Consider the following 21,935-nt stretch of genomic DNA (forward strand, 5'->3'; position numbering starts at 1 on the left):
ATAAGTGAATAAATAGTCACTCTGTCCCTATTAAAATAATCATCCTCGTTGATCTCCCTATTTAAATGGGACAGAGTCAATTAAAAAGATTGCACTTAAGGGGGTATTCCCCTATATTTGATCTCCCACGCGCTTTCGCGCCATTATGCGCCGTTATCGAGACACACTATGAATAGCAAAATTACCAAAAATACTTCAGATACTTCAAAAGTAGCGGCTGAAACAATTCGGCCAATCGCACAGGGTTTGTACGATCCGGCAAATGAACATGATGCATGTGGCGTCGGTTTTGTTGCGCACATCAAAGGTAAAAAATCCCACGCGATTGTGGCGCAGGGTTTGCAAATATTAGAAAACTTGGATCACCGCGGCGCTGTTGGTGCTGATCCACTGATGGGTGATGGTGCCGGTATTTTGATCCAAGTTCCCGATCTCTTGTATCGCGAGGAAATGGCCAAGCAAGGAGTCACATTACCTCCGTTTGGTGAATACGGTGTGGGTATGATCTTTTTGCCAAAAGAAAGCGCATCACGTTTGGCCTGTGAACAAGAGCTCGAAAGAACAGTTCGCTTAGAAGGTCAAGTAGTGCTTGGATGGCGTGATGTACCAATTGATGTCAAATTGCCGATGTCACCAACGGTACAAAAGACAGAGCCGTTCATTCGCCAAATTTTCATTGGGCGCGGTCGCGACATCATGACAACCGATGCCTTAGAGCGAAAGTTATATGTCATCCGCAAAACAGCGAGTCACGCCATTCAAGATTTGCACTTAAAGCACGGCAAAGAATATTTCGTTGCATCGATGTCAGCACGCACCATTGTTTACAAGGGACTCCTGCTTGCAAATCAAGTAGGTGCGTATTACTTAGACTTACAAGATCAACGCTGCGTGTCGGCGTTAGCCTTGGTGCATCAGCGTTTTTCAACCAACACTTTCCCGGCGTGGGAGTTGGCCCACCCTTATCGCATGATTGCGCACAACGGTGAAATCAATACCGTTAAAGGAAACGTAAATTGGGTTAATGCACGCACCGGCGCAATTAGCTCCCCAGTATTGGGTGATGATCTACAAAAATTGTGGCCATTAATTTATCCAGGTCAGTCTGATACGGCTTGCTTCGATAACTGCTTAGAGTTATTGGTTATGGCGGGCTACCCCTTGGCACAAGCCATGATGATGATGATTCCTGAGGCATGGGAACAGCACACCTTGATGGATGAGAACCGCCGCGCGTTTTATGAATACCATGCAGCGATGATGGAGCCATGGGATGGTCCTGCCGCCATGGCCTTTACCGACGGCCGTCAGATTGGGGCAACGCTCGATCGCAATGGATTACGTCCAGCACGCTATTACGTCACCGATGACGATCTCGTGATCATGGGTTCCGAGGCAGGTGTATTGCCGGTACCTGAGAACAAGATTGTGCAAAAGTGGCGCCTGCAACCCGGCAAGATGTTCATGATTGACATGGAGCAAGGCCGCATCATTGATGACCTTGAACTCAAAGATGCGGTATCGAAAGCCAAGCCATACAAGAGCTGGATTGATGCCGTACGCGTTAAGTTGGATGAAGTCGATTTATCCAAAAAAGATAGTGTGGATGAACAGGTTCATATACGGCCAGCTGCAAAACTATTGGATCGCCAGCAGGCATTTGGTTATAGCCAAGAAGACCTTAAGTATTTAATGGCGCCAATGGCCTTATCAGGTGAAGAAGCAATTGGTTCGATGGGTAACGACAGCCCACTGGCTGTTTTGTCGAATAAAGACAAATCCCTTTACAACTACTTTAAGCAACTCTTTGCTCAGGTTACCAACCCTCCAATCGATTCGATTCGGGAAAATATGGTGATGTCCTTAGTTTCGTTTGTGGGACCAAAACCCAATTTGCTCGACACCAACAACATCAATCCCCCAATGCGGCTAGAAGTGAGTCAGCCCATTTTAGATTTTGAAGAGATGGCGAAGATTCGCCACATTGAGCACTACACCAATGGCAAGTTCCGCACTTACGAATTGGATATCTGCTATCCAGTCGCTTGGGGCAAAGAAGGTATTGAGGCGCGCCTAGCATCCTTGTGCGCAGAGGCTGCCGATGCAGTTAGCCTCGGCTTCAACATTGTGCTGATCAGTGATCGCCAAGTGGATGAGAAGCACGTTGCTATTCCAGCGCTATTGGCAACGTCTGCCATTCACCAGCATTTGGTTGCTAAGGGATTGCGTACTAGCGTTGGTCTAGTTGTAGAGACCGGTAGCGCGCGCGAGACCCATCACTTTGCATTGCTCGCGGGCTATGGTGCAGAAGCCATTCACCCCTTCTTGGCAATGGAGACTTTGGCGGAAATGGCAAAAGGTTTGCCCGGTGATCTATCACCCGAAAAAGCCATCAAGAATTACGTAAAAGCGGTAGGCAAAGGCTTGCAAAAAGTCATGTCAAAAATGGGTATCTCAACCTATATGTCCTATACCGGATCACAAATTTTTGAGGCCATTGGACTCAATCAGGAAGTGATTCAACAGTATTTCAAAAATACGCCATCGAATGTGGGCGGTATTGGTGTGTTTGAAATTGCCGAAGAGGCCCTGCATATGCATCAGCAGGCGTTTGGAAACGATCCTGTGCTCAGCAATATGCTCGAAGCGGGCGGCGAATATGCCTATCGTGTTCGCGGTGAAAATCACATGTGGACACCCGATACCATTGCAAAGCTACAGCATGCAGCGCGTACGGGTTCTGACAAGGGCTACCAGACATATAAAGAGTACGCCAACATCATCAATGACCAGAGCAAGCGTCAGATGACCTTGCGCGGCTTATTTGAATTTAAGGTGGATCCTGCTAAAGCGATTCCGCTCGATGAGGTGGAGTCTGCTAAAGAGATCGTCAAACGCTTTGCCACGGGCGCGATGTCCTTGGGCTCCATCTCAACCGAGGCCCATGCAACCTTAGCAATTGCAATGAACCGTATTGGAGGTAAGTCCAATACAGGCGAGGGCGGCGAAGATCCGAATCGCTACAAGAACGAACTCAAAGGCATTCCGATTCGTAAGGGCGAAAGTCTTGCAAGCATTCTGGGTAGCGATGTGGTCGAAGCCAATATTCCATTGGAAGATGGCGATTCCTTGCGCTCAAAAATCAAGCAAGTAGCGTCCGGCCGCTTTGGCGTCACCGCCGAATATTTACGCTCAGCCGATCAGTTGCAAATCAAAATGGCGCAAGGCGCAAAGCCAGGCGAGGGCGGTCAGTTGCCTGGTAGCAAAGTATCCGATTACATTGGTAAGTTGCGTTATTCGGTACCGGGCGTTGGTTTGATTTCTCCGCCTCCACACCATGATATTTATTCGATTGAAGACATTGCGCAGCTGATTCATGACCTTAAGAACGTCAATCCGAAGGCAGATGTGTCAGTCAAGCTTGTTGCTGAAGTGGGAGTGGGTACGGTTGCTGCGGGTGTTGCTAAAGCGAAAGCCGATCACGTGGTGATTGCGGGCCATGATGGCGGTACCGGCGCCTCGCCACTTTCATCGATTAAGCATGCGGGTTCCCCATGGGAGCTTGGTCTTGCTGAAACCCAGCAAACCTTGGTACTCAATCGTTTGCGTAGCCGTATTCGGGTGCAGGCCGATGGTCAAATGAAAACCGGTCGTGACGTGGTGATTGGCGCCTTACTTGGTGCGGATGAATTTGGTTTCGCCACTGCACCACTGGTAGTAGAAGGTTGCATCATGATGCGCAAGTGCCATTTGAATACCTGCCCAGTTGGTGTTGCTACGCAAGATCCAGAGCTGCGTAAAAAGTTCGCGGGTAAGCCAGAGCACGTGGTTAATTTCTTCTTCTTTGTTGCAGAAGAAGCACGCGAAATCATGGCTCAGTTAGGCATACGCAAGTTTGATGATCTGATTGGCCGAGTTGATTTACTCGATACCCGCAAGGGCATCGATAACTGGAAAACCCACGGACTGGACTTCAGTAAGATTTTTGCAGCCCCGGCTGTACCAGCCGATGTGCCGCGCTATCAAGTGCTCACGCAGGACCATGGACTCGGCACTGCCTTAGACCATATTTTGATTGAAAAGAGCGAGCCTGCATTAGAGCGCGGCGAGAAAGTGTCCTTCATTGTTCCTGTGAAGAACGTGAATCGTACCGTAGGCGCAATGCTATCCGGTGAAATCGCTCAGCGCTATGGCCATGCTGGCTTGCCAGACGACACCATTCACATCCAGTTAAACGGCACAGCCGGTCAAAGTTTTGCCGCATTCTTGGCGCACGGCGTTACCTTGGATCTGGTTGGCGATGCCAATGATTATGTTGGTAAAGGATTGTCGGGTGGCCGTGTCATCGTGCGCGCACCGCATGAGTTCCGTGGCGATACAGCCAAGAACATCATTGTCGGCAATACCGTCTTGTATGGCGCGATTGGTGGCGAAGCCTTCTTTAATGGCGTAGCTGGCGAGCGATTTGCAGTTCGTAACTCGGGTGCTACGGCTGTAGTTGAAGGTACCGGTGATCACGGTTGTGAATACATGACGGGTGGTACGGTTGTCGTTCTGGGTGAAACCGGACGCAACTTTGCAGCCGGCATGAGCGGTGGTATCGCTTATGTCTACGACGAAGATGGTTTGTTTGCAAAGCGTTGCAATACCAGTATGGCTACTTTAGAAAAAGTACTACCCCATGCAGAGCAGGTCGCGAGCATTCCTGAAGCCCAGTGGCATGCACCAATCGATGTGAAGGATGGCGGTCAGCGTCTTAGCGATGAGCATATTTTAAAGGCCTTAATTGAGCGTCATTTCCGGCACACCGGTTCTGAGCGTGCGAAGGCCTTGCTCGCTGATTGGGATCAGGCGCGTACTCGCTTTATCAAAGTACACCCCACTGAATACAAACGTGCCTTGGGTGAGCTTTGGGAAAAAGCGCAAAAAAATGCAAAAGCGATTGCTTAAGTAACAACACGATATTGAAGGAGTAGTTGAGATGGGTAAGGTCACTGGATTTATGGAGTTTGAGCGTGTTAAGGAAACCTACGAGGCTCCCGTAACGCGCTTACACCACTACAAAGAGTTTGTTGCAGCACTCAGCGATGATGAAGCTAAAGTGCAGAGCGCACGCTGTATGGATTGCGGCATTCCGTTTTGCAATAACGGCTGCCCAGTCAACAACATCATTCCGGACTTTAATGAACTGGTATTTCAGGGAGATTGGAAAAATGCCATTGAAGTACTGCACTCCACTAACAATTTCCCTGAATTTACTGGCCGTATTTGTCCTGCTCCATGTGAGTCTGCCTGTACATTAGGCATCAATCGGGATGCCGTTGGCATCAAATCAATTGAGCATGCCATCATTGACAAGGCTTGGGAAAATGGTTGGGTTAAGCCCATGCCGTCCAAAACGAAAACGGGCAAAAAAGTAGCGATTGTCGGATCAGGCCCTGCCGGTATGGCAGCGGCACAGCAATTGGCGCGCGTTGGCCACGATGTCACCGTATATGAAAAGAATGATCGGGTTGGTGGCTTACTGCGCTATGGCATTCCTGACTTCAAGATGGAAAAGTGGCTGATTGATCGCCGCGTTGAGCAAATGCAAGCTGAAGGCGTTGTCTTCGCTACCGGCGTTTATGTTGGCAAAGAGGTAATGGGCGCGGAAGTCAAAAACTATTCCAGCAAGACAGTCACACCAGAGCAGTTGATGAAGGAATTTGATGCCGTCATTATTAGCGGCGGCGCAGAGCAGCCCCGTGATTTACCAGTTCCTGGGCGCGAACTCGAGGGTATCCATTACGCTCTGGAATTCTTAATTCCGCAAAATAAAGAAGTCGCTGGCGATTTGCAAAATGGCATTCGTGCAACAGGCAAGCACGTTGTGGTGATTGGCGGCGGCGATACCGGTTCGGATTGCGTTGGTACGTCGAATCGCCACGGTGCAAATCATGTGACCCAATTTGAATTGTTGCCTCAGCCTCCCGAGGAAGAGAACAAGCCCTTAGTTTGGCCGTATTGGCCAACCAAGTTGCGCACCTCCTCATCGCATGAAGAGGGTTGTGAGCGCGATTGGTCGGTAGGTACAAAACGCTTTGAGGGTAAAAACGGCAAGGTTGAAAAACTCATTGGCGTCCGTTTGGAGTGGCAAGGCGGCAAGATGACAGAAGTGCCAAACTCGGAGTTTGAGATCAAGGCCGACCTCGTTTTGTTGGCCATGGGCTTTGTATCTCCTGCTCAGCAAGTACTGAATGCATTTGGCGTCGATAAAGATGCGCGCGGCAATGCGAAGGCCCACGTTGAAGGTCAAAAAGCCTACCAAACCAATGTAGCAAAGGTATTTGCTGCCGGCGATATGCGTCGTGGCCAGTCTTTGGTGGTTTGGGCGATTCGGGAAGGCCGTCAGTGTGCGCATGCAGTGGATTCGTATTTAATGGGCTCATCGGTATTGCCGCTCTAAAATCGAATCATTGACTACTCATTAAAAGACACGCATTGAATCATTCTGAATCTCCGCAAAGTCACACCAGCAAAGATGATGTTGTTGTCTCGATTCAGGACGTTAACTTTTCCTATGCGCCGGGTGAGCGTCAGATTTTGTCTGGCCTCAATATGGAGTTTCGCCGCGGCAAGGTAGTTGCTGTGATGGGTGGCTCGGGTTGTGGCAAAACAACCGTGCTGCGTTTGATTGGTGGCCAAGTTACCACAACGGAAGGTAAGGTCTTATTCGAGAGCAGTAACGTTGGTCAAATGAGCAGTGCGGAGTTGATGCAGGCGCGCCGGCGTATGGGCATGCTGTTTCAGTTTGGCGCTCTGTTTACAGACCTCAGTGTTTTTGAAAACGTCGCTTTTCCGCTGCGCGAGCATACCAACCTCAGCGAGGATTTGTTACGTAGCCTTGTACTCATGAAACTCAATGCAGTGGGTTTGCGCGGCGCACGTGATTTGATGCCCGGGCAAATCTCGGGCGGCATGGCAAGGCGTGTGGCACTCGCGCGCGCGATTGCACTTGATCCGCCACTCATCATGTATGACGAGCCGTTTGCTGGCTTAGACCCGATTGCACTGGGCATTACAGCGCGTTTGATTCGTGATCTGAATACCGCACTCGGCGCCACTAGTATTTTGGTCACCCATGATGTGGAAGAAACGTTTGCGATTGCAGATTACGTGTACTTCATTGCCAATGGCCGCATTGGCGCCCAAGGCACGCCCGACGAACTCAATCGTTCAAGCGATCCATTTGTGCGCCAGTTCTTGGATGCTTCTCCCGATGGACCGGTGCCATTTCATTATCCGGGCGCAGACCTCTTGGATGATTTTGCTGCCCAGGTAGACGCGCGATGATCGTACGTAAAACCATCGATTTGCTTGGCGATCTCGGATTCTTTATCCGCAGCAATATTGTTAGTCTCGGCCATGCAACGCGCATGTTCATTGCAGTGATGGCGCGCTCGGCTCCGCTACTAAAGCGCCCACGCCTGGTTTCGGATCAAATCCTCTTTATCGGTAATCACTCCTTTGTGATTATTGCGGTCTCGGGTTTATTTGTTGGCTTTGTATTGGGACTGCAGGGCTACTACACCTTGAATCGCTATGGCTCGGAACAAGCGTTGGGCCTGTTGGTTGCCTTATCGCTCACGCGTGAACTGGGCCCCGTAATTACTGCCCTCCTTTTTGCGGGCAGGGCAGGCACTTCGTTGACCGCAGAAATTGGCCTAATGAAGGCAGGCGAACAATTGAGTGCAATGGAGATGATGGCCGTCGATCCTTTGAGCCGAGTAGTAGCGCCGCGCCTGTGGGCTGGCATTATTTCCATGCCGATTTTGGCAACCATCTTTACTGCGGTTGGTGTGGTTGGCGGTTACTTTGTAGGCGTGCCATTAATTGGTGTTGACTCGGGTGCGTTTTGGTCACAAATGCAAGGTGGCGTTGATCTCTTCTCCGATATTGGCAACGGTTTAATTAAGAGCGTTGTATTTGGTATTGTGGTGACCTTTATCGCCCTCTATCAAGGCTTTGAAGCCAAACCAACGCCAGAAGGGGTGTCCCAGGCAACTACCCGGACGGTTGTGATTTCATCCTTGGCAGTATTGGCATTGGATTTCTTGCTGACTGCCTTGATGTTCTCTAACTAGCGATCAAATACAGAAGGATTAAACTGAGGTCCATATGAGAAAAAGTGCGATTGATGTCTGGGTTGGAATATTCGTTGCCATTGGCTTATTGGCCGCCCTCTTTTTGGCCCTCAAGGTCGGCAATATGAATGCCGTATCGTTTCAGCCCACCTACACCATTACCGCTCGCTTTGACAACATCGGCGGCCTAAAGCCACGTGCACCAGTCAAAAGCGCTGGCGTAGTTGTTGGCCGTATTGCGGACATTCGCTTTGATGACACGACATACCAAGCAACCGTCACGATGACGCTGGAGCGTAGCTACCAGTTTCCAAAAGACTCGGCCGCGAAGATTTTGACTTCGGGCTTATTAGGTGAGCAATACGTTGGGCTCGAGGCCGGCGGCTCAGATCAAATGTTGGCACAGGGCAATATGATTACGCAAACCCAATCGGCTGTTGTGCTCGAAAACCTCATCAGCCAATTTTTGTACAACAAGGCGGCTGATGGCGGTAAAGATGAAGGCACTAAAAAGTGATTTTTTGGCCCCACAGCGCCATGAAGCACGCCATCAGACGTGTTTTTATTGCTGTACTGTCCGTAAGCATGATTGGATGCGCCACTATTCCGGCGGGTGTCCAGCCTTCGGCGCAAGACCCATGGGAGTCATTTAACCGCTCTATTTTCAGTTTCAATGAAGGCTTAGACACATACGTTCTCAAGCCGGTAACTACCGGTTATCGCTATGTGGTGCCTTCCGTGGCGCGCGATGGCATCAATAATTTTTTTGGTAACTACAACGATATTTATTCTGCACTGAACCAGTTATTGCAAGGCAATCCCGGCGTAGCAGCCAAAGGCTTGATGCGTGTGGTCGTTAACACCCTTTTTGGATTGGGCGGCTTCATTGATATGGCCACGCCTGGGGGCCTACCAAAAAACAAAGCCGACTTTGGGCAAACCTTCGGCGTGTGGGGTATTCCATCGGGCCCCTATGTTGTCTTGCCGTTTTTTGGCCCTAGCTCGGTGCGCGATACCTTTGGAACGGCCGCTGACATAGAGTCCGATTATTTATTGCGCTTATTGCCTGACGTTGCCTTGCGAAATAGCCTGACTGGCTTACGTATCGTGAATGCTCGAAATAACTACTATCAGGCTGGCGATCTTTTGGAAGGCGCGGCAATTGATAAGTACTCTTTTGTGCGGGATGGGTACATTCAGCGTCGACAGTACCAAATTGATGAAAGTAAGGCGGGTTATGACGATGAAGAACCACTGCCGCCATTTCAAAATCCCTACGAATAGATTCCAAGATAGTGAATGGCAGCGCTTTTGCTGAGTTTGCTAGGGCGAGCTAAAATTACGCTACCTACTCAAATCGAGCTGTAACACTAAAGAGAAGCCCAATTGAATATCAATATCCGCAACATTTTTTCCATCTGCACTGCACTGGCCGCAATCTGGTTTGTTAACCCGGTTAGCGCCCAAAATGCCCCCATCGACGAATCCAGTCCAAATGGATTAATTCGCAGCATTGTGAGCGATGTCATGGCCTCGATTAAAGCGGATCCAGAAATTCAGAAGGGCAATATTGCGCGTGTAGTTGATCTGGTAGAGAAGAAAATTGTTCCCTATACCGATATGCGGCGTACCACCGAGATGTCGATGGGCCCCAATTGGCGAAAGGCAACACCAGAGCAACAAACGCAACTCATCGCTGAATTTAAAACCCTATTGATCCGCACGTACTCGGGCGCATTAAGCCAGGTGCGCGATCAAACCGTTCAATACAAAGCCTTGCGTGCAGCGCCCACGGATACCGAAGTAATTGTGCGTACGGTGGTGCTTGGCCGCGGCGACCCGATTCCGCTGGATTACCGTTTGGAGAAAACACCTGCTGGCTGGAAGGTATATGACATCAACGTTTTAGGGGTGTGGCTGGTAGAAAACTACCGTAACCAATTTACAAATCAAATTAATCAAAATGGTATTGATGGCCTGATCGCGTTTTTAAAAGAGCGTAATAAGATGCTGGCCTCTGCTCGTCCTAGTAATTAACGAACAAGCTATGCCGTATACCCTGCCATCTACCTTAACCCAGCAAAATGCTTTAGCAGTCGAGGCTGATGGACTACGCGATCTGGCGCTATTAGAAACGGTCGATTGTGCTGCGCTGAGCGATTTTGATTCCAGTGCGTTGGCTGTCTTGATTGCATGGCAAAAAAAATTACGGCAGGCTCAGCGCGAGCTAACCTTGGTAAGTTCACCACTAAAATTGTGTGTCTTAGCCCAGGTTTACGGCGTTGCTGAGTTGTTGGGCACGCCAGTAGCATGACTTCGGCAATATCGATTAAAGGCATATCAAAGCAGTACGGCGTCTTGCAAGCCTTAGACGACGTTTCCCTTCAAATCCATGAAGGTGAGTTCTTTGGTCTTCTTGGTCCTAACGGTGCTGGCAAAACAACCCTCATCTCCATTTTGGCTGGGCTGTGTAAGCCGGATCATGGCAGCGCTTCAATCATGGGCGTTGATGTGCAGTCGACCCACCGCGAAGCGCGCCGCATGCTGGGTGTGGTGCCACAAGAATTGGTTTTTGATCCCTTCTTTACGGTACGCGAAACCTTACGCTTTCAGTCGGGCTACTTTGGTATTCGCAATAACGATGCGTGGATCGATGAGATCATGGCCAACTTAGACTTGACTGGTAAAGCCGATAGCAATATGCGCTCCCTCTCGGGCGGCATGAAACGCCGTGTCTTGGTCGCGCAAGCGCTAGTGCACCGCCCGCCGGTGATCGTTCTGGATGAGCCAACGGCCGGAGTGGATGTGGAGTTACGCCAATCCCTGTGGCAATTTATTAGCAGACTCAATCAGGATGGGCACACCATCGTATTGACCACCCATTATTTAGAAGAGGCTGAGGCCTTGTGTCAGCGCATTGCGATGCTAAAGCAAGGGAAGGTAGTGGCATTAGATACCACAGCTAATTTACTGTCTCGGTTTGGCGGTGCAAAAAAAGAAAATGGCGAGGCAGCGGATTTAGAGGATGTCTTTGTTCACATCATGTCTGGAAACGCAGCATGAAGCATGCTCCATTTGACTATGGCAGCGGCTTTCCGACGCTGCTTCGCAAAGAAGTAAAACGCTTTTATAAGGTGGCGTTTCAGACGGTGGCAGCGCCGGTACTGACCGCAGTACTCTACCTTTTGATTTTTGGCCACGTACTGGAAGGCAAGGTGGAGATGTATGGTCACCTGAGCTATACCGCCTTTTTGATTCCGGGCCTCGTGATGATGAGTCTGTTGCAAAATGCATTTGCGAATACCTCATCCTCTTTAATTCAATCCAAGATCACCGGCAATTTGGTTTTTGTTCTATTGGCGCCCTTAAGTAATCTAGAGTTTTATGCCGCCTATGTGCTGGCTGCAGTAGTGCGCGGCGTGGTGGTTGGCCTGGGCGTTTTCTTAATTACGGCTTGGTTTGTAGAGCCCAGCTTTGCATACCCAATTTGGATTATCGTTTTTGCTTTTCTGGGCGCGGCAATTTTAGGTAGCATGGGCTTAGTTGCTGGCATCTGGGCTGATAAGTTTGATCAACTGGCTGCCTTTCAGAATTTCTTGATCATGCCTGCGACGATGTTGTCAGGCGTTTTCTATTCCATTCATACCTTGCCGCCGGTGTGGCAAACCATATCCCATTTCAATCCCTTCTTTTATATGATTGATGGATTTCGCTATGGCTTTTTTGGCGTATCGGATGTTTCTCCGTGGATGAGCTTTGCCATCGTCGGTGGATTTTTTGTGGCGGTGTCGCTTGCTGCCTTGCGCATGCTTAAAACCGGGTATAAATTACGGCATTAAGCCGCACCTGAATTCAATTGCTGTACTTTATGGAGTAACCGATGTTCCCAACCCCAGAACAAATACAGTCCTATATTCAGCAAGGTATTGCTTGTAGCCATCTTACGGTGGAGGGCGATGGCCAGCATTTTTATGCAACGGTGGTGAGTGCCGAGTTTGAAGGCAAGCGCCTGATTCAGCGCCATCAATTGGTGTATGCCGCTTTGGGTGATCGCATGAAGGCTGAGGTGCATGCCTTATCGATTAAAGCATTGACACCAGCTGAGTTTGCAGAAAAAGCAGGTCAATAATTCAGTAGCAATATGCATGAAGCACGCAGCAATATAAAGAAAATAAAGCGCAATGGATAAGTTAAAAATGATTGGCGGAAAGCCGCTGCAAGGCGAGGTACTCATCGCGGGTGCAAAAAATGCAGCCCTACCGATTCTGTGCGCATGCCTTTTAAGTAAGGATCCGATCGAACTGCGCAATGTGCCTGATCTGCAGGATGTGCGCACCATGCTTAAGTTGCTTAAAAACATGGGTGTACAGGTGAGCTTCCCCGACCCTGAAAATCGTACCCACTTGATCTTAAGTGCAGCCAGCATCACCAGCTTTGAGGCGACGTACGACATCGTCAAGACCATGCGCGCCTCGATCTTGGTTTTGGGCCCCTTGTTAGCGCGCCTCGGTAAGGCAACGGTTTCTTTGCCTGGAGGTTGTGCGATTGGTGCTAGGCCAGTTGATCAGCACATTAAAGGTTTAAAGGCGATGGGCGCTGCCATGAAAATCAAGGGCGGCAATATTGAAGCTAAAGCAGAGCGCTTACAGGGCGCATCGATTCTGACGGACATGATTACTGTTACTGGTACTGAAAACCTCTTAATGGCAGCAACATTAGCTAAAGGAACAACCACCTTAGAGAATGCCGCGCGCGAACCCGAGGTGAGCGATTTAGCGGAGTTGCTGGTCAAAATGGGCGCCAAGATTACTGGCATTGGCAGCGATAAGCTTGTTATCGAAGGCGTAGATGCCTTGCACGGCGCTGAGCATAGCGTCATCCCAGACCGAATTGAGGCCGGCACCTTCTTGTGCGCCGTTGCTGCAGCCGGCGGCGATGTGCTGGTAAAGCACTGCCGCCCCGATACCTTGGATGCGGTCTTGGTCAAATTGCGTGAAGTGGGATTAGATGTAGAAACCGGACCCGATTGGATTCGGGCCAAGATGCAGGGGCGCCCAAAGGCGGTGAACTTTCGTACCTCGGAGTATCCGGCATTCCCAACCGATATGCAGGCACAGCTGATGAGCGTGAATGCCATTGCACAGGGCAGTTCGACCATTACTGAAACGATCTTTGAGAACCGCTTTATGCACGTGCAAGAGCTCAACCGCCTGGGCGCGGATATTGCGATTGAGGGCAATACCGCCATCGCCCAGGGCGTTGAGGCTTTGTCAGGCGCGACGGTCATGGCAACGGACCTTCGGGCATCTGCCAGTCTCGTGATTGCTGGACTGGCGGCGCAAGGGGAGACGATCGTTGACCGGATTTACCACTTAGACCGTGGTTATGACCGGATGGAGCAAAAATTAACCCAATTGGGCGCAAACATCGAGCGCGTGAAATAATAGTTCCATGAAATTAACCCTCGCCCTCTCCAAGGGCCGCATCTTCGAAGAGACAACAGCGATTCTGTCCAAGATCGGCATTCGGCCGCTGGAGGATCCTGAAAAGTCACGCAAGCTCATTATTGAGACCTCGAATCCCGATGTGCGCCTAATCATTGTGCGCGCCTCGGATGTACCAACGTATGTGCAGTTTGGCGGCGCTGATTTTGGGGTAGCTGGCTTGGATGTCTTAATGGAAAAGGGCACGGATGGTCTTTACGTACCATTTGATCTGGGTATTGCCAAATGCCGTATGTCGGTGGCCGTGCGCGCCGGTTTTGATTACGCTGAAGCCGTTCGTCAAGGATCGCGCCTGAAGGTAGCCACTAAGTATGTGAACTGCGCGCGTGAGCACTTTGCCAATAAAGGGGTGCACATCGATACGATTCAGCTCTATGGTTCGATGGAGCTTGCTCCCTTGGTCGGTTTAGCAGATGCGATTGTTGATTTAGTGTCGACGGGTAACACCTTAAAAGCCAATGGCTTGGTTGAGGTGGAGGCGATTGCTGATATCAGTGCGCGTCTGGTGGTGAACCAGGCATCGTACAAGCGCAAGCGTGCGCAGCTACAACCCTTTTTTGATCAGCTGAAGTAATAACCATGTCAGCTTCAATTCAGATTAAGCGCCTTAATAGCGGCGATGCGAACTTCAAAGCGACACTGATGGCCAGTTTGTCTCTGCCCAGCGCAGATGACAATGCCATTGATGCTGCAGTGATGGGCATTTTGGCCGATGTCAAAGCGCGCGGCGATGCAGCGGTGCTGGACTACACCAAGCGCTTTGATCGATTGAGCAGTGCTAACACAGCTAAGAGCGTTGCAGATTTAGAAATCGCGCGCGGTGATCTCGAGCAGGCCTATCTGCAGTTACCGCCTGAGCAAAAAAATGCATTGGATATTGCCGCAAGCCGGGTACGGGCGTATCACGAACAACAGCGTATCGAAGCGGGTTGCCATTCTTGGGAATACACCGAAGCCGATGGAACGCGCTTAGGCCAAAAGGTCACACCGCTTGATCGTGTCGGTATTTATGTGCCTGGAGGTAAAGCGGCTTACCCTTCATCGGTGTTAATGAATGCCATTCCAGCGAAGGTCGCTGGCGTGCAAGAAGTCATTATGGTGGTGCCAACGCCAGACGGCGCGCGCAATCCCTTGGTGCTGGCTGCTGCCTGGTTGGCTGGGGTTGATCGGGTCTTTACGATTGGCGGCGCACAAGCCGTTGCTGCCTTGGCTTACGGCACAGATACCGTACCTGCGGTGGATAAGATTGTCGGTCCAGGCAATGCCTATGTTGCTGCCGCAAAGCGCCGCGTGTTTGGTACGGTTGGTATCGACATGATTGCCGGCCCCTCAGAAATACTGGTGCTGTGCGATGGCACTACCAATCCCGATTGGGTTGCTATGGATTTGTTCTCGCAGGCCGAGCACGATGAATTAGCGCAGTCGATTTTGCTCACGCCCGATGCACAATTTATTGAAGCAGTCCAAAGTAGCATCGATCGCCTCTTACCCGAGATGCCACGTAAGGATGTGATCCGCACATCACTAACGAATCGCGCATTATTGATTCAGGTGAAAGACATGGCGGAGTCGTGTGCGATCGCCAATGCAATTGCCGCAGAACATTTAGAGATTTGCGCACAGGAACCCAGAAAGTGGGCTGAGCTGATTCGCCATGCAGGCGCAATCTTTATGGGTAACTACACCAGTGAATCACTCGGTGATTATTGCGCAGGACCCAATCACGTTTTACCGACAGCGCGCACAGCGCGTTTCTCATCGCCACTGGGTGTCTATGACTTTATTAAACGCTCCAGCATGATTGAAGTCAGCGAAGCTGGCGCACAAGCCTTAGGTAAAGTTGCCAGCACACTAGCCCACGGTGAGGGCTTGCAAGCCCATGCTCGGGCTGCTGAGATGCGTTTGAAGAAATAAGCGACAAAATTTAATAGAGGTAAAGCAGTATGGTCACTACGACAAAAAGCCGCATTATTGATGAAATGTTAGAAACTTTTGCTGAGCTTAAAAAAGCAGGAGTAGTCAGCAAAAAGCAAATAGCTGAATTTGAGGCATTAAAAAGCCTAGAGCAAAAACCGATTAAATCAAAAGCGGTCCATCACCAAAATCGTTATCAAAGCTGAAAAAAGCTTTAGGCTTTTCTATAGGCGAGGATAAGCTGGGTAATACAATGTGCTTTATTTAACCAACTCCTCTAAAGCCCCAATCAATTCCTGATTCTGCTCATCCGTACCAATCGTGATGCGCAAGAAGGCATCAATGCGAGGCGACTTAAAGTGGCGCACGATGATGCCGCGTTCACGCAGCTGCTGATAAAGCGTAGCGCCTGCATGCTTGGAGTGACGTGTAAATACAAAATTGGCAGTGGACGGAAGGGTTTCAAAGCCGAGTCGGTCTAGTGCGTTGACTAGAGCCTCTCTGGTTTTAACTACCTTGGCCGACATTGCCTCCAGGTGCGCTTGGTCTTCAATCGCAGCAATGGCGCCTACCTGTGCAAGGCGACCCAAGGGGTAGGAGTTAAAACTGTTTTTGACTCGCTCGAGGCCCTCAATCAACGCGGGGTGACCCACAGCAAAACCAACCCGCAGCCCAGCTAAGGCACGTGACTTGGACAGGGTGTGGCTGACTAATAAATTCTCAGGGCAGTTTGGGCCACGCAGGAGCGGTATGCAGGACTCAGTGCCGTAGTCGACGTAGGCTTCATCTACCACGATGACGGAGCCGGAGTTTTTCTTGAGCAGTCGCTCAATCTCGGAGCGGGGGATGGATCTGCCGGTGGGCGCATTGGGATTAGGAAAAATAATGCCGCCATTGAGTTTGGCGTAATCGTCTAGATTGATTGCAAAATCAGCGCTCAGGGGGACGGTTTCATACTCAATGCCAAACAGTTTGCAGTAGACCGGATAAAAGCTATAGGTGATGTCTGGAAACAAAATCGGCGATTTTTGCTTGAGTAGACCCTGGAAAACATGCGCTAAGACTTCATCCGAGCCGTTGCCCAAAAAAACCTGTTTGGGGTCAAGGCCGTGTAGTGTGGCAATCGCTTGTTTTAGGCGCGCACCCTCAGGATCTGGATACAGGCGTAAGTCGCTGGTATTTTCGGCGGCAATTGCTGCAAGCGCTTTAGGCGATGGGCCGTAAGGGCTTTCGTTGGTATTGAGCTTAACGAGCCGCTCCACCTGCGGCTGCTCCCCGGGAACATAGGGGGTCAATGTTTGTACAACGGGGCTCCAAAAGCGACTCATCGAAATTCTTCTCGGTAATGTTAAACAATGCCGCAGGGCAATAAACCAAAGGCTAAGTGAATGATTTAAATACAACAAATCCAACGGCAATGATATTATGAGGCTTCACTCAACACTTCGCCTACAGGCGCTTTGATGTATGCGGCAAGCTGACGTTACCCGAAACACTTCGGAAACCCAAATTCAAATAGCCCTCAATCTGGATGGCACGGGCAAGGCCGAGCTCGCCTCTGGCGTGCCGTTCTTAGACCATATGCTCGATCAGATTGCCCGTCACGGCATGATTGACCTCAAGGTCGTCGCCAAAGGCGATACCCACATTGATGACCACCACACCGTAGAGGACGTTGGAATCACCTTGGGACAGGCCATTGCCAAAGCAGTGGGCGATAAAGCCGGCATTACGCGCTATGGCCATTCGTACGTTCCCCTGGATGAAACTCTCTCTCGGGTCGTGATTGATTTTTCCGGCCGCCCTGGTTTGGAGTTCCATGTGCCCTTTACCCGAGCACGGGTAGGTGATTTTGACGTGGACTTAAGCATTGAGTTCTTCCGTGGTTTTGTAAACCACGCTGGTGTGACCCTGCATATCGATAATTTGCGGGGGGTCAATGCGCACCACCAAATCGAGACGGTATTCAAGGCCTTCGGCCGTGCCTTGCGCATGGCGCTGACCCCAGACCTGCGCGCAGCTGGTCAGGTTCCTTCCACGAAAGGTAGCCTCTAATTATTGTTAGAAGTGCATGGGTTGCTCTGCATTGCATGCACCTCAGTCCTTACATTAGTCGCTAAGCCACAGGTCTCCCGTTGACCCAAACCATCGCCATCGTTGATTACGGAATGGGTAATTTACGTTCTGTTTACCAGGCCTTCCATCGCGTTGCTCCTGATGCCAATGTTCTGATTGCGACTAAGCCAGAACAGATTCAACAAGCCGACCGTGTGGTCTTGCCTGGTCAAGGGGCGATGCCCGATTGTATGAAGCAGTTGGGTGAGTCCGGCTTATTAGAGGCCCTACTGCACGCTGCAAAAAATAAGCCCATGCTCGGTGTCTGCGTGGGGGAGCAAATGCTACTCGATCGCAGTTACGAGGTGCGGGCAGAGCAACAGGGCAGTAGCGATGCGTTTACGCCGTGCTTAGGGCTGATTCCGGGCGAGGTACAGCGTTTTGAACTCGCCGGCCAATTGCAGGCCGACGGATCCGAATACAAAGTACCGCACATGGGCTGGAATCAGGTTCGGCAAGACAAAGAACATCCCCTATGGGCCGGCATTCCCGATCTCACCCCCTTTTATTTTGTGCATAGCTTTTATGCAGTACCTGTAGATGAAAATCACACCATAGGTAGTACCGAGTACGGCGTATGGTTTACATCTGCGATCGCACGCGATACTATTTTTGCTACGCAGTTTCATCCGGAAAAGAGTGCAGAATACGGATTACGGCTTTATCAAAACTTTACTACCTGGCAACCTTAATTTTTTTCTATTCATCATGCTGCTGATTCCTGCAATTGACATTAAAGACGGCCACTGCGTTCGCTTAGAGCAAGGCGATATGGATCGCGCTACGGTTTTTTCAGAAGACCCTGCTGCGATGGCAAAACATTGGGTTAGCAAAGGTGCGCGCCGTTTGCATTTAGTTGACCTCAATGGCGCCTTTGCCGGTAAGCCCAAAAATGAGTCTGCCATCAAAGCTATTCTCAAAGCAGTAGGCGATGACATCCCAGTACAACTCGGTGGCGGCATTCGGGATCTGGAAACGATTGAGCGTTTGCTCGACGACGGCATTAGCACCATCATCATTGGCACTGCGGCAGTGAAGAGTCCTGGCTTTGTACAAGACGCCTGCACTGCATTTAGCGGCCACATCATGGTGGGTATTGATGCCCGTGATGGCAAGGTGGCTACCGACGGTTGGAGCAAGCTCACCGGCCATGAAGTGATTGATCTTGCAAAGAAGTTTGAGGACTATGGCGTCGAAGCAATCGTTTATACCGACATTGGCCGCGATGGCATGCTCAAGGGCGTGAATATGGATGCGACGATCAAACTGGCACAAGCCGTACGCATTCCGATTATTGCCAGTGGCGGCCTATCCAATAACAAAGACATTGAAGCTTTATGCGCAGCCGAAGAAGAGGGCGTGATGGGCGTGATTGCCGGTCGCTCGATTTACTCAGGCGATTTGGATCTGACCACAGCGCAGAAGTATGCCGATGAGCAGACGGCCAAGTACGCCGCACTCATTGCAAAAAAGCTCAGTAGCTAAACAGTGCTAACGAAACGAATTATTCCTTGCCTGGATGTGACTGCAGGGCGCGTAGTGAAGGGCATCAATTTTGTAGGATTGCGTGATGCTGGTGATCCTGTTGAAATTGCCCGCCGCTACGATGAGCAGGGCGCCGACGAGTTAACTTTTTTAGACATTACTGCAACGTCGGATGGCCGTGATTTATTACTCCCCATCATTGAGGCCGTTGCCGCGCAAGTATTTATTCCGCTGACGGTTGGTGGTGGAGTGCGCGCTGTTGGAGATGTCCGCCGTTTACTCAATGCGGGCGCCGACAAAGTGAGTATGAATTCTTCTGCGGTAGCCAATCCTGATTTAGTGTCGGACGCTGCTGCGCACTACGGCTCGCAGTGCATTGTGGTGGCGATTGATGCCAAGCGGGTTGCCGATAATCGCTGGGAAGTTTTTACCCACGGCGGTAGAACCGGAACCGGGCTGGATGTGGTGGAGTGGGCCAGTGAAGTCAGCCGCCGCGGCGCCGGAGAAATTTTGCTCACCAGTATGAACCAAGATGGTACCCAAGACGGTTTTGATCTTGCGCTAACCGCGGCCGTCAGTAAAGCGGTTCCAGTTCCCGTGATTGCCAGCGGCGGCGTAGGCAATCTTCAACACTTGGTCGATGGCATTACCAAAGGCCGTGCGGATGCCGTGCTAGCAGCCAGCATCTTTCATTACGGTACCTACACAGTCAGGCAGGCCAAGGAATTTATGGCGGCCCAGGGAATAGCGGTTCGCTTGTAACCCATTTAAATTGGCGGCTGCCTTGTGCTTCTGTCAGAATAAAACCCTATGAATACCCCCGCCCGATTATTTAAGCCTAGTCCCAATCTCGCTCCAGGTGCATGGCTCGATGCAGTCAGCTGGAATGAGCAAGGCTTGGTGCCTGTGATTGCCCAAGAGTTTGGTTCTGGCGATGTGCTGATGATGGCGTGGATGAACCGTGATGCCTTACTTAAAACCATGCAGATTGGTGAGGCAGTGTATTGGTCACGCTCACGTCAAAAGTTGTGGCACAAGGGTGAAGAGTCTGGCCATACCCAAACAGTAAAAGATATTCGTTTGGATTGCGACGGCGATACGATCTTGTTGGTTGTGGATCAAAAAGACGGCATTGCTTGCCATACTGGTGAGCACAGCTGCTTTTTCTTAGACTGGGATGCCAATGTGAGTGCCTGGAAAAAGCCGGTGGAATAGAATGCACCTATGAGCAAGGACAACAATTCCCCTAACTTAGATGCGGTACTAGCCCACTTAGCGGATGTGGTGGATGGTCGCCGTGCCGATCTGGCTGCGGGCAAGGTTGATCCCAAATCCTCTTATATTGCCCAGCTTTTTTCAAAGGGCGATGACGCCATCCTCAAAAAGATTGGCGAAGAGGCTACCGAAGCCGTAATGGCCGCAAAAGACAGTCGCAACAGCCATTTAGCCTCAGAGCAGCAGGCTCTCCTCGTCGGTGAAATGGCCGATCTGTGGTTTCATTGCCTGGTGGCTTTGTCCCAGTTTGGCCTTCGCCCCGAGGATGTCTTGGCAGAACTCACCCGCCGTGAAGGGGTTTCTGGCATTGCTGAGAAAGCCGCCAGAGCACCCTAACCCATCGCTTTTGTAGTACGAGAGCACTATTTTGATTGAGCGCACCATGGAAAATCACGAAAACTGCATTTTTTGCAAAATTGTTGCTGGAATCATCCCATGCCAAAAAGTCTATGAAGATGATGAGGTCTTTGGCTTTAAGGACATTAACCCGGCTGCCCCCATCCATTTTTTGTTAATCCCGAAGCGGCACATCACCACCCTAGAGGCAGATGCGCCCCTGGACGCCCAATTGCTGGGTAGAATGATGGCATTAGCACCACGCTTGGCAGTTGAGCAGGGTTGCCGTCCCGGACGGGAAGGCGGCTTTCGTTTATCGCTGAACAATGGCGCAGATGGGGGTCAAGAGGTTTATCACACGCATTTGCATGTGATGGGCGGGCCGCGCCCCTGGAACAAATAAGACAAGGAGAGCAGAAAATGGGTTCATTCAGTATTTGGCATTGGCTGGTTGTTCTGGTAATCGTGATGCTGGTATTTGGCACCAAAAAGCTGCGCAATATGGGTAGTGATTTGGGCGGTGCTGTTAAAGGCTTCAAAGATGGCATGAAAACCGGCGAAGACAAAGCAGAGCAAATTCCACAACAAGCAGCAGCCCAGCAAACAGCCTCCGCTGACAAAACCGTGGATGTTCAGGCTAAAGACCTCAATAAGTAATCTAGACATGATTGCAATCCCCGCAGTGCAGTTACATGATTGATCTTGGAGTTTCAAAACTCGCATTGATTGCAGTCGTCGCATTGGTAGTAGTTGGGCCAGAGCGTTTGCCTAAGATCGCCCGCATGGCCGGTAATTTATTTAGCCGTGCGCAGCGCTATATGTCGGAAGTGCGTAGCGAGGTGAATCGCCAAATGGAGCTCGATGAATTCAAGAAGCTCCGCGAAGAAAGCACCTCGATGTTCAAAGATGTTGAAAGCAGTATTAATTCAACAGTGCAAGAGGCTCAGCTCAACTTAAGTGATCAAGCCGACTCCAGTACTTTTGTCTCGAACTTTGGTAGCAATATGAGCCTCGATGAGGCCACTGTCTATCGCGAGAGTTTGCGCCAAGGCCGTGACAGTTGGCGCGTCAAACGCGGCAATCGCCCAACGTGGTTTAAGCATTCGTCGGGTACGCGTACCAGGGTACAGTCAGGCGCAGCGCGCATGAAGCGCTATCGCCACACCTCTTCTGTGAAGTAATG

At 50.5% G+C, this 21,935-nt stretch carries 25 protein-coding genes; 24 read left to right on the top strand and 1 reads right to left on the bottom strand.

Annotation, left to right across the window (positions count from 1 at the left end; translation table 11 throughout):
* The first annotated feature begins 168 nt into the window (after positions 1-168).
* The 15 genes from AOC34_RS00475 (at position 169) to AOC34_RS10200 (ending at position 15,747) form a co-directional block, all read left to right on the top strand.
* Positions 169-4,950 carry a glutamate synthase-related protein gene (locus tag AOC34_RS00475; RefSeq protein WP_108468273.1) on the top strand — a complete coding sequence of 1,594 codons (4,782 nt, stop codon included), beginning with the start codon at positions 169-171 and terminating at the stop codon, positions 4,948-4,950.
* A 31-nt stretch (positions 4,951-4,981) separates the two neighbouring features.
* The gene (locus AOC34_RS00480; protein WP_108468274.1) at positions 4,982-6,445 is read left to right on the top strand and encodes a glutamate synthase subunit beta; all 1,464 of its coding nucleotides are present in this window, start codon (positions 4,982-4,984) and stop codon (positions 6,443-6,445) included.
* 35 nt (positions 6,446-6,480) lie between these two features.
* Positions 6,481-7,332, top strand: a complete 852-nt coding sequence (locus AOC34_RS00485) for an ABC transporter ATP-binding protein (RefSeq protein WP_108468275.1) — start codon at positions 6,481-6,483, stop codon at positions 7,330-7,332.
* Positions 7,329-8,123, top strand: a complete 795-nt coding sequence (gene mlaE, locus AOC34_RS00490; RefSeq protein ID WP_108468276.1) for a lipid asymmetry maintenance ABC transporter permease subunit MlaE — start codon at positions 7,329-7,331, stop codon at positions 8,121-8,123. Before AOC34_RS00485 ends, mlaE begins: the two co-directional genes overlap by 4 nt.
* A gap of 34 nt (positions 8,124-8,157) precedes the next feature.
* Entirely contained in the window at positions 8,158-8,640 is a 483-nt protein-coding gene (gene mlaD / locus AOC34_RS00495; RefSeq protein WP_108468277.1) for an outer membrane lipid asymmetry maintenance protein MlaD, read from the top strand.
* A 20-nt stretch (positions 8,641-8,660) separates the two neighbouring features.
* On the top strand, positions 8,661-9,407 hold the full coding sequence (locus AOC34_RS00500) for an MlaA family lipoprotein (RefSeq protein ID WP_108468278.1): 747 nt from the start codon (positions 8,661-8,663) through the stop codon (positions 9,405-9,407).
* 108 nt (positions 9,408-9,515) lie between these two features.
* On the top strand, positions 9,516-10,160 hold the full coding sequence (locus tag AOC34_RS00505) for an MlaC/ttg2D family ABC transporter substrate-binding protein (protein WP_407675569.1): 645 nt from the start codon (positions 9,516-9,518) through the stop codon (positions 10,158-10,160).
* 10 nt (positions 10,161-10,170) lie between these two features.
* A complete protein-coding gene (locus AOC34_RS00510) occupies positions 10,171-10,437 on the top strand; it encodes an STAS domain-containing protein (RefSeq protein WP_108468279.1) in 267 nt (88 codons plus the stop codon).
* On the top strand, positions 10,434-11,186 hold the full coding sequence (locus AOC34_RS00515) for an ABC transporter ATP-binding protein (protein ID WP_108468280.1): 753 nt from the start codon (positions 10,434-10,436) through the stop codon (positions 11,184-11,186). Before AOC34_RS00510 ends, AOC34_RS00515 begins: the two co-directional genes overlap by 4 nt.
* Complete coding sequence (locus tag AOC34_RS00520; RefSeq protein WP_108468281.1) at positions 11,183-11,962, top strand: ABC transporter permease; 780 nt, start codon at positions 11,183-11,185, stop codon at positions 11,960-11,962. Before AOC34_RS00515 ends, AOC34_RS00520 begins: the two co-directional genes overlap by 4 nt.
* Positions 11,963-12,003: 41 nt before the next feature.
* Complete coding sequence (locus AOC34_RS00525; protein WP_108468282.1) at positions 12,004-12,252, top strand: BolA family protein; 249 nt, start codon at positions 12,004-12,006, stop codon at positions 12,250-12,252.
* 52 nt (positions 12,253-12,304) lie between these two features.
* The gene (gene murA, locus AOC34_RS00530) at positions 12,305-13,567 is read left to right on the top strand and encodes a UDP-N-acetylglucosamine 1-carboxyvinyltransferase (protein WP_108468283.1); all 1,263 of its coding nucleotides are present in this window, start codon (positions 12,305-12,307) and stop codon (positions 13,565-13,567) included.
* Positions 13,568-13,574: 7 nt separating this feature from the next.
* Positions 13,575-14,201, top strand: a complete 627-nt coding sequence (gene hisG / locus AOC34_RS00535) for an ATP phosphoribosyltransferase (protein WP_108468284.1) — start codon at positions 13,575-13,577, stop codon at positions 14,199-14,201.
* Between the two features lie 5 nt (positions 14,202-14,206).
* Positions 14,207-15,541: a histidinol dehydrogenase gene (gene hisD / locus AOC34_RS00540; protein ID WP_108468285.1), complete on the top strand. Its 1,335-nt coding sequence runs from the start codon at positions 14,207-14,209 to the stop codon at positions 15,539-15,541.
* A 29-nt stretch (positions 15,542-15,570) separates the two neighbouring features.
* Entirely contained in the window at positions 15,571-15,747 is a 177-nt protein-coding gene (locus AOC34_RS10200) for a hypothetical protein (protein ID WP_159074762.1), read from the top strand.
* 54 nt (positions 15,748-15,801) lie between these two features.
* Here AOC34_RS10200 and hisC read toward each other — a convergent pair whose 3' ends face one another.
* Complete coding sequence (gene hisC / locus AOC34_RS00545) at positions 15,802-16,869, bottom strand: histidinol-phosphate transaminase (RefSeq protein ID WP_108468286.1); 1,068 nt, start codon at positions 16,867-16,869, stop codon at positions 15,802-15,804.
* 139 nt (positions 16,870-17,008) lie between these two features.
* On the opposite strand from hisC, the gene hisB reads away from it, so the two are divergent.
* The 9 genes from hisB (at position 17,009) to tatB (ending at position 21,933) form a co-directional block, all read left to right on the top strand.
* Positions 17,009-17,596 (top strand): imidazoleglycerol-phosphate dehydratase HisB, encoded by a 588-nt coding sequence (gene hisB, locus AOC34_RS00550; RefSeq protein ID WP_108468287.1) that lies wholly within the window; start codon positions 17,009-17,011, stop codon positions 17,594-17,596.
* An 80-nt stretch (positions 17,597-17,676) separates the two neighbouring features.
* Positions 17,677-18,348, top strand: a complete 672-nt coding sequence (hisH, locus tag AOC34_RS00555; protein WP_108468288.1) for an imidazole glycerol phosphate synthase subunit HisH — start codon at positions 17,677-17,679, stop codon at positions 18,346-18,348.
* 16 nt (positions 18,349-18,364) lie between these two features.
* Positions 18,365-19,141 (top strand): 1-(5-phosphoribosyl)-5-[(5-phosphoribosylamino)methylideneamino]imidazole-4-carboxamide isomerase, encoded by a 777-nt coding sequence (gene hisA / locus AOC34_RS00560; RefSeq protein WP_108468289.1) that lies wholly within the window; start codon positions 18,365-18,367, stop codon positions 19,139-19,141.
* Between the two features lie 3 nt (positions 19,142-19,144).
* Entirely contained in the window at positions 19,145-19,903 is a 759-nt protein-coding gene (hisF, locus tag AOC34_RS00565; RefSeq protein ID WP_108468290.1) for an imidazole glycerol phosphate synthase subunit HisF, read from the top strand.
* 48 nt (positions 19,904-19,951) lie between these two features.
* Positions 19,952-20,356 carry a phosphoribosyl-AMP cyclohydrolase gene (hisI, locus tag AOC34_RS00570; protein ID WP_108468291.1) on the top strand — a complete coding sequence of 135 codons (405 nt, stop codon included), beginning with the start codon at positions 19,952-19,954 and terminating at the stop codon, positions 20,354-20,356.
* Between the two features lie 9 nt (positions 20,357-20,365).
* Positions 20,366-20,752, top strand: a complete 387-nt coding sequence (locus AOC34_RS00575) for a phosphoribosyl-ATP diphosphatase (protein ID WP_108468292.1) — start codon at positions 20,366-20,368, stop codon at positions 20,750-20,752.
* Positions 20,753-20,798: 46 nt separating this feature from the next.
* The gene (locus AOC34_RS00580; RefSeq protein ID WP_108468293.1) at positions 20,799-21,155 is read left to right on the top strand and encodes a histidine triad nucleotide-binding protein; all 357 of its coding nucleotides are present in this window, start codon (positions 20,799-20,801) and stop codon (positions 21,153-21,155) included.
* Between the two features lie 17 nt (positions 21,156-21,172).
* Positions 21,173-21,409 (top strand): Sec-independent protein translocase subunit TatA, encoded by a 237-nt coding sequence (gene tatA / locus AOC34_RS00585; RefSeq protein ID WP_108468294.1) that lies wholly within the window; start codon positions 21,173-21,175, stop codon positions 21,407-21,409.
* A 35-nt stretch (positions 21,410-21,444) separates the two neighbouring features.
* Positions 21,445-21,933, top strand: coding sequence for a Sec-independent protein translocase protein TatB (gene tatB, locus AOC34_RS00590; RefSeq protein WP_108468295.1), 489 nt, complete (start codon positions 21,445-21,447; stop codon positions 21,931-21,933).
* Positions 21,934-21,935: the final 2 nt, after the last annotated feature.

The sequence above is a fragment of the Polynucleobacter difficilis genome (genome assembly GCF_003065365.1).
GTDB classification, from domain to species: Bacteria; Pseudomonadota; Gammaproteobacteria; order Burkholderiales; family Burkholderiaceae; genus Polynucleobacter; species Polynucleobacter difficilis.

What these genes read in the sequence shown, in the direction of transcription:
- mlaD (WP_108468277.1), top strand. Translation starts at nt 8,158, where the DNA reads ATGAGAAAAAGTGCGATTGATGTCTGGGTTGGAATATTCGTTGCCATT.
- hisA (WP_108468289.1), top strand. Translation starts at nt 18,365, where the DNA reads ATGCTGCTGATTCCTGCAATTGACATTAAAGACGGCCACTGCGTTCGC.
- mlaE (WP_108468276.1), top strand. Translation starts at nt 7,329, where the DNA reads ATGATCGTACGTAAAACCATCGATTTGCTTGGCGATCTCGGATTCTTT.
- AOC34_RS00480 (WP_108468274.1), top strand. Translation starts at nt 4,982, where the DNA reads ATGGGTAAGGTCACTGGATTTATGGAGTTTGAGCGTGTTAAGGAAACC.
- AOC34_RS00510 (WP_108468279.1), top strand. Translation starts at nt 10,171, where the DNA reads ATGCCGTATACCCTGCCATCTACCTTAACCCAGCAAAATGCTTTAGCA.
- AOC34_RS00515 (WP_108468280.1), top strand. Translation starts at nt 10,434, where the DNA reads ATGACTTCGGCAATATCGATTAAAGGCATATCAAAGCAGTACGGCGTC.
- AOC34_RS00580 (WP_108468293.1), top strand. Translation starts at nt 20,799, where the DNA reads ATGGAAAATCACGAAAACTGCATTTTTTGCAAAATTGTTGCTGGAATC.
- tatA (WP_108468294.1), top strand. Translation starts at nt 21,173, where the DNA reads ATGGGTTCATTCAGTATTTGGCATTGGCTGGTTGTTCTGGTAATCGTG.
- hisI (WP_108468291.1), top strand. Translation starts at nt 19,952, where the DNA reads ATGAATACCCCCGCCCGATTATTTAAGCCTAGTCCCAATCTCGCTCCA.
- hisD (WP_108468285.1), top strand. Translation starts at nt 14,207, where the DNA reads ATGTCAGCTTCAATTCAGATTAAGCGCCTTAATAGCGGCGATGCGAAC.
- AOC34_RS00500 (WP_108468278.1), top strand. Translation starts at nt 8,661, where the DNA reads ATGAAGCACGCCATCAGACGTGTTTTTATTGCTGTACTGTCCGTAAGC.
- murA (WP_108468283.1), top strand. Translation starts at nt 12,305, where the DNA reads ATGGATAAGTTAAAAATGATTGGCGGAAAGCCGCTGCAAGGCGAGGTA.
- tatB (WP_108468295.1), top strand. Translation starts at nt 21,445, where the DNA reads ATGATTGATCTTGGAGTTTCAAAACTCGCATTGATTGCAGTCGTCGCA.
- AOC34_RS00525 (WP_108468282.1), top strand. Translation starts at nt 12,004, where the DNA reads ATGTTCCCAACCCCAGAACAAATACAGTCCTATATTCAGCAAGGTATT.
- AOC34_RS00575 (WP_108468292.1), top strand. Translation starts at nt 20,366, where the DNA reads ATGAGCAAGGACAACAATTCCCCTAACTTAGATGCGGTACTAGCCCAC.
- hisG (WP_108468284.1), top strand. Translation starts at nt 13,575, where the DNA reads ATGAAATTAACCCTCGCCCTCTCCAAGGGCCGCATCTTCGAAGAGACA.
- hisC (WP_108468286.1), bottom strand. Translation starts at nt 16,869, where the DNA reads ATGAGTCGCTTTTGGAGCCCCGTTGTACAAACATTGACCCCCTATGTT.
- AOC34_RS00520 (WP_108468281.1), top strand. Translation starts at nt 11,183, where the DNA reads ATGAAGCATGCTCCATTTGACTATGGCAGCGGCTTTCCGACGCTGCTT.
- AOC34_RS00475 (WP_108468273.1), top strand. Translation starts at nt 169, where the DNA reads ATGAATAGCAAAATTACCAAAAATACTTCAGATACTTCAAAAGTAGCG.
- hisB (WP_108468287.1), top strand. Translation starts at nt 17,009, where the DNA reads ATGCGGCAAGCTGACGTTACCCGAAACACTTCGGAAACCCAAATTCAA.
- AOC34_RS10200 (WP_159074762.1), top strand. Translation starts at nt 15,571, where the DNA reads ATGGTCACTACGACAAAAAGCCGCATTATTGATGAAATGTTAGAAACT.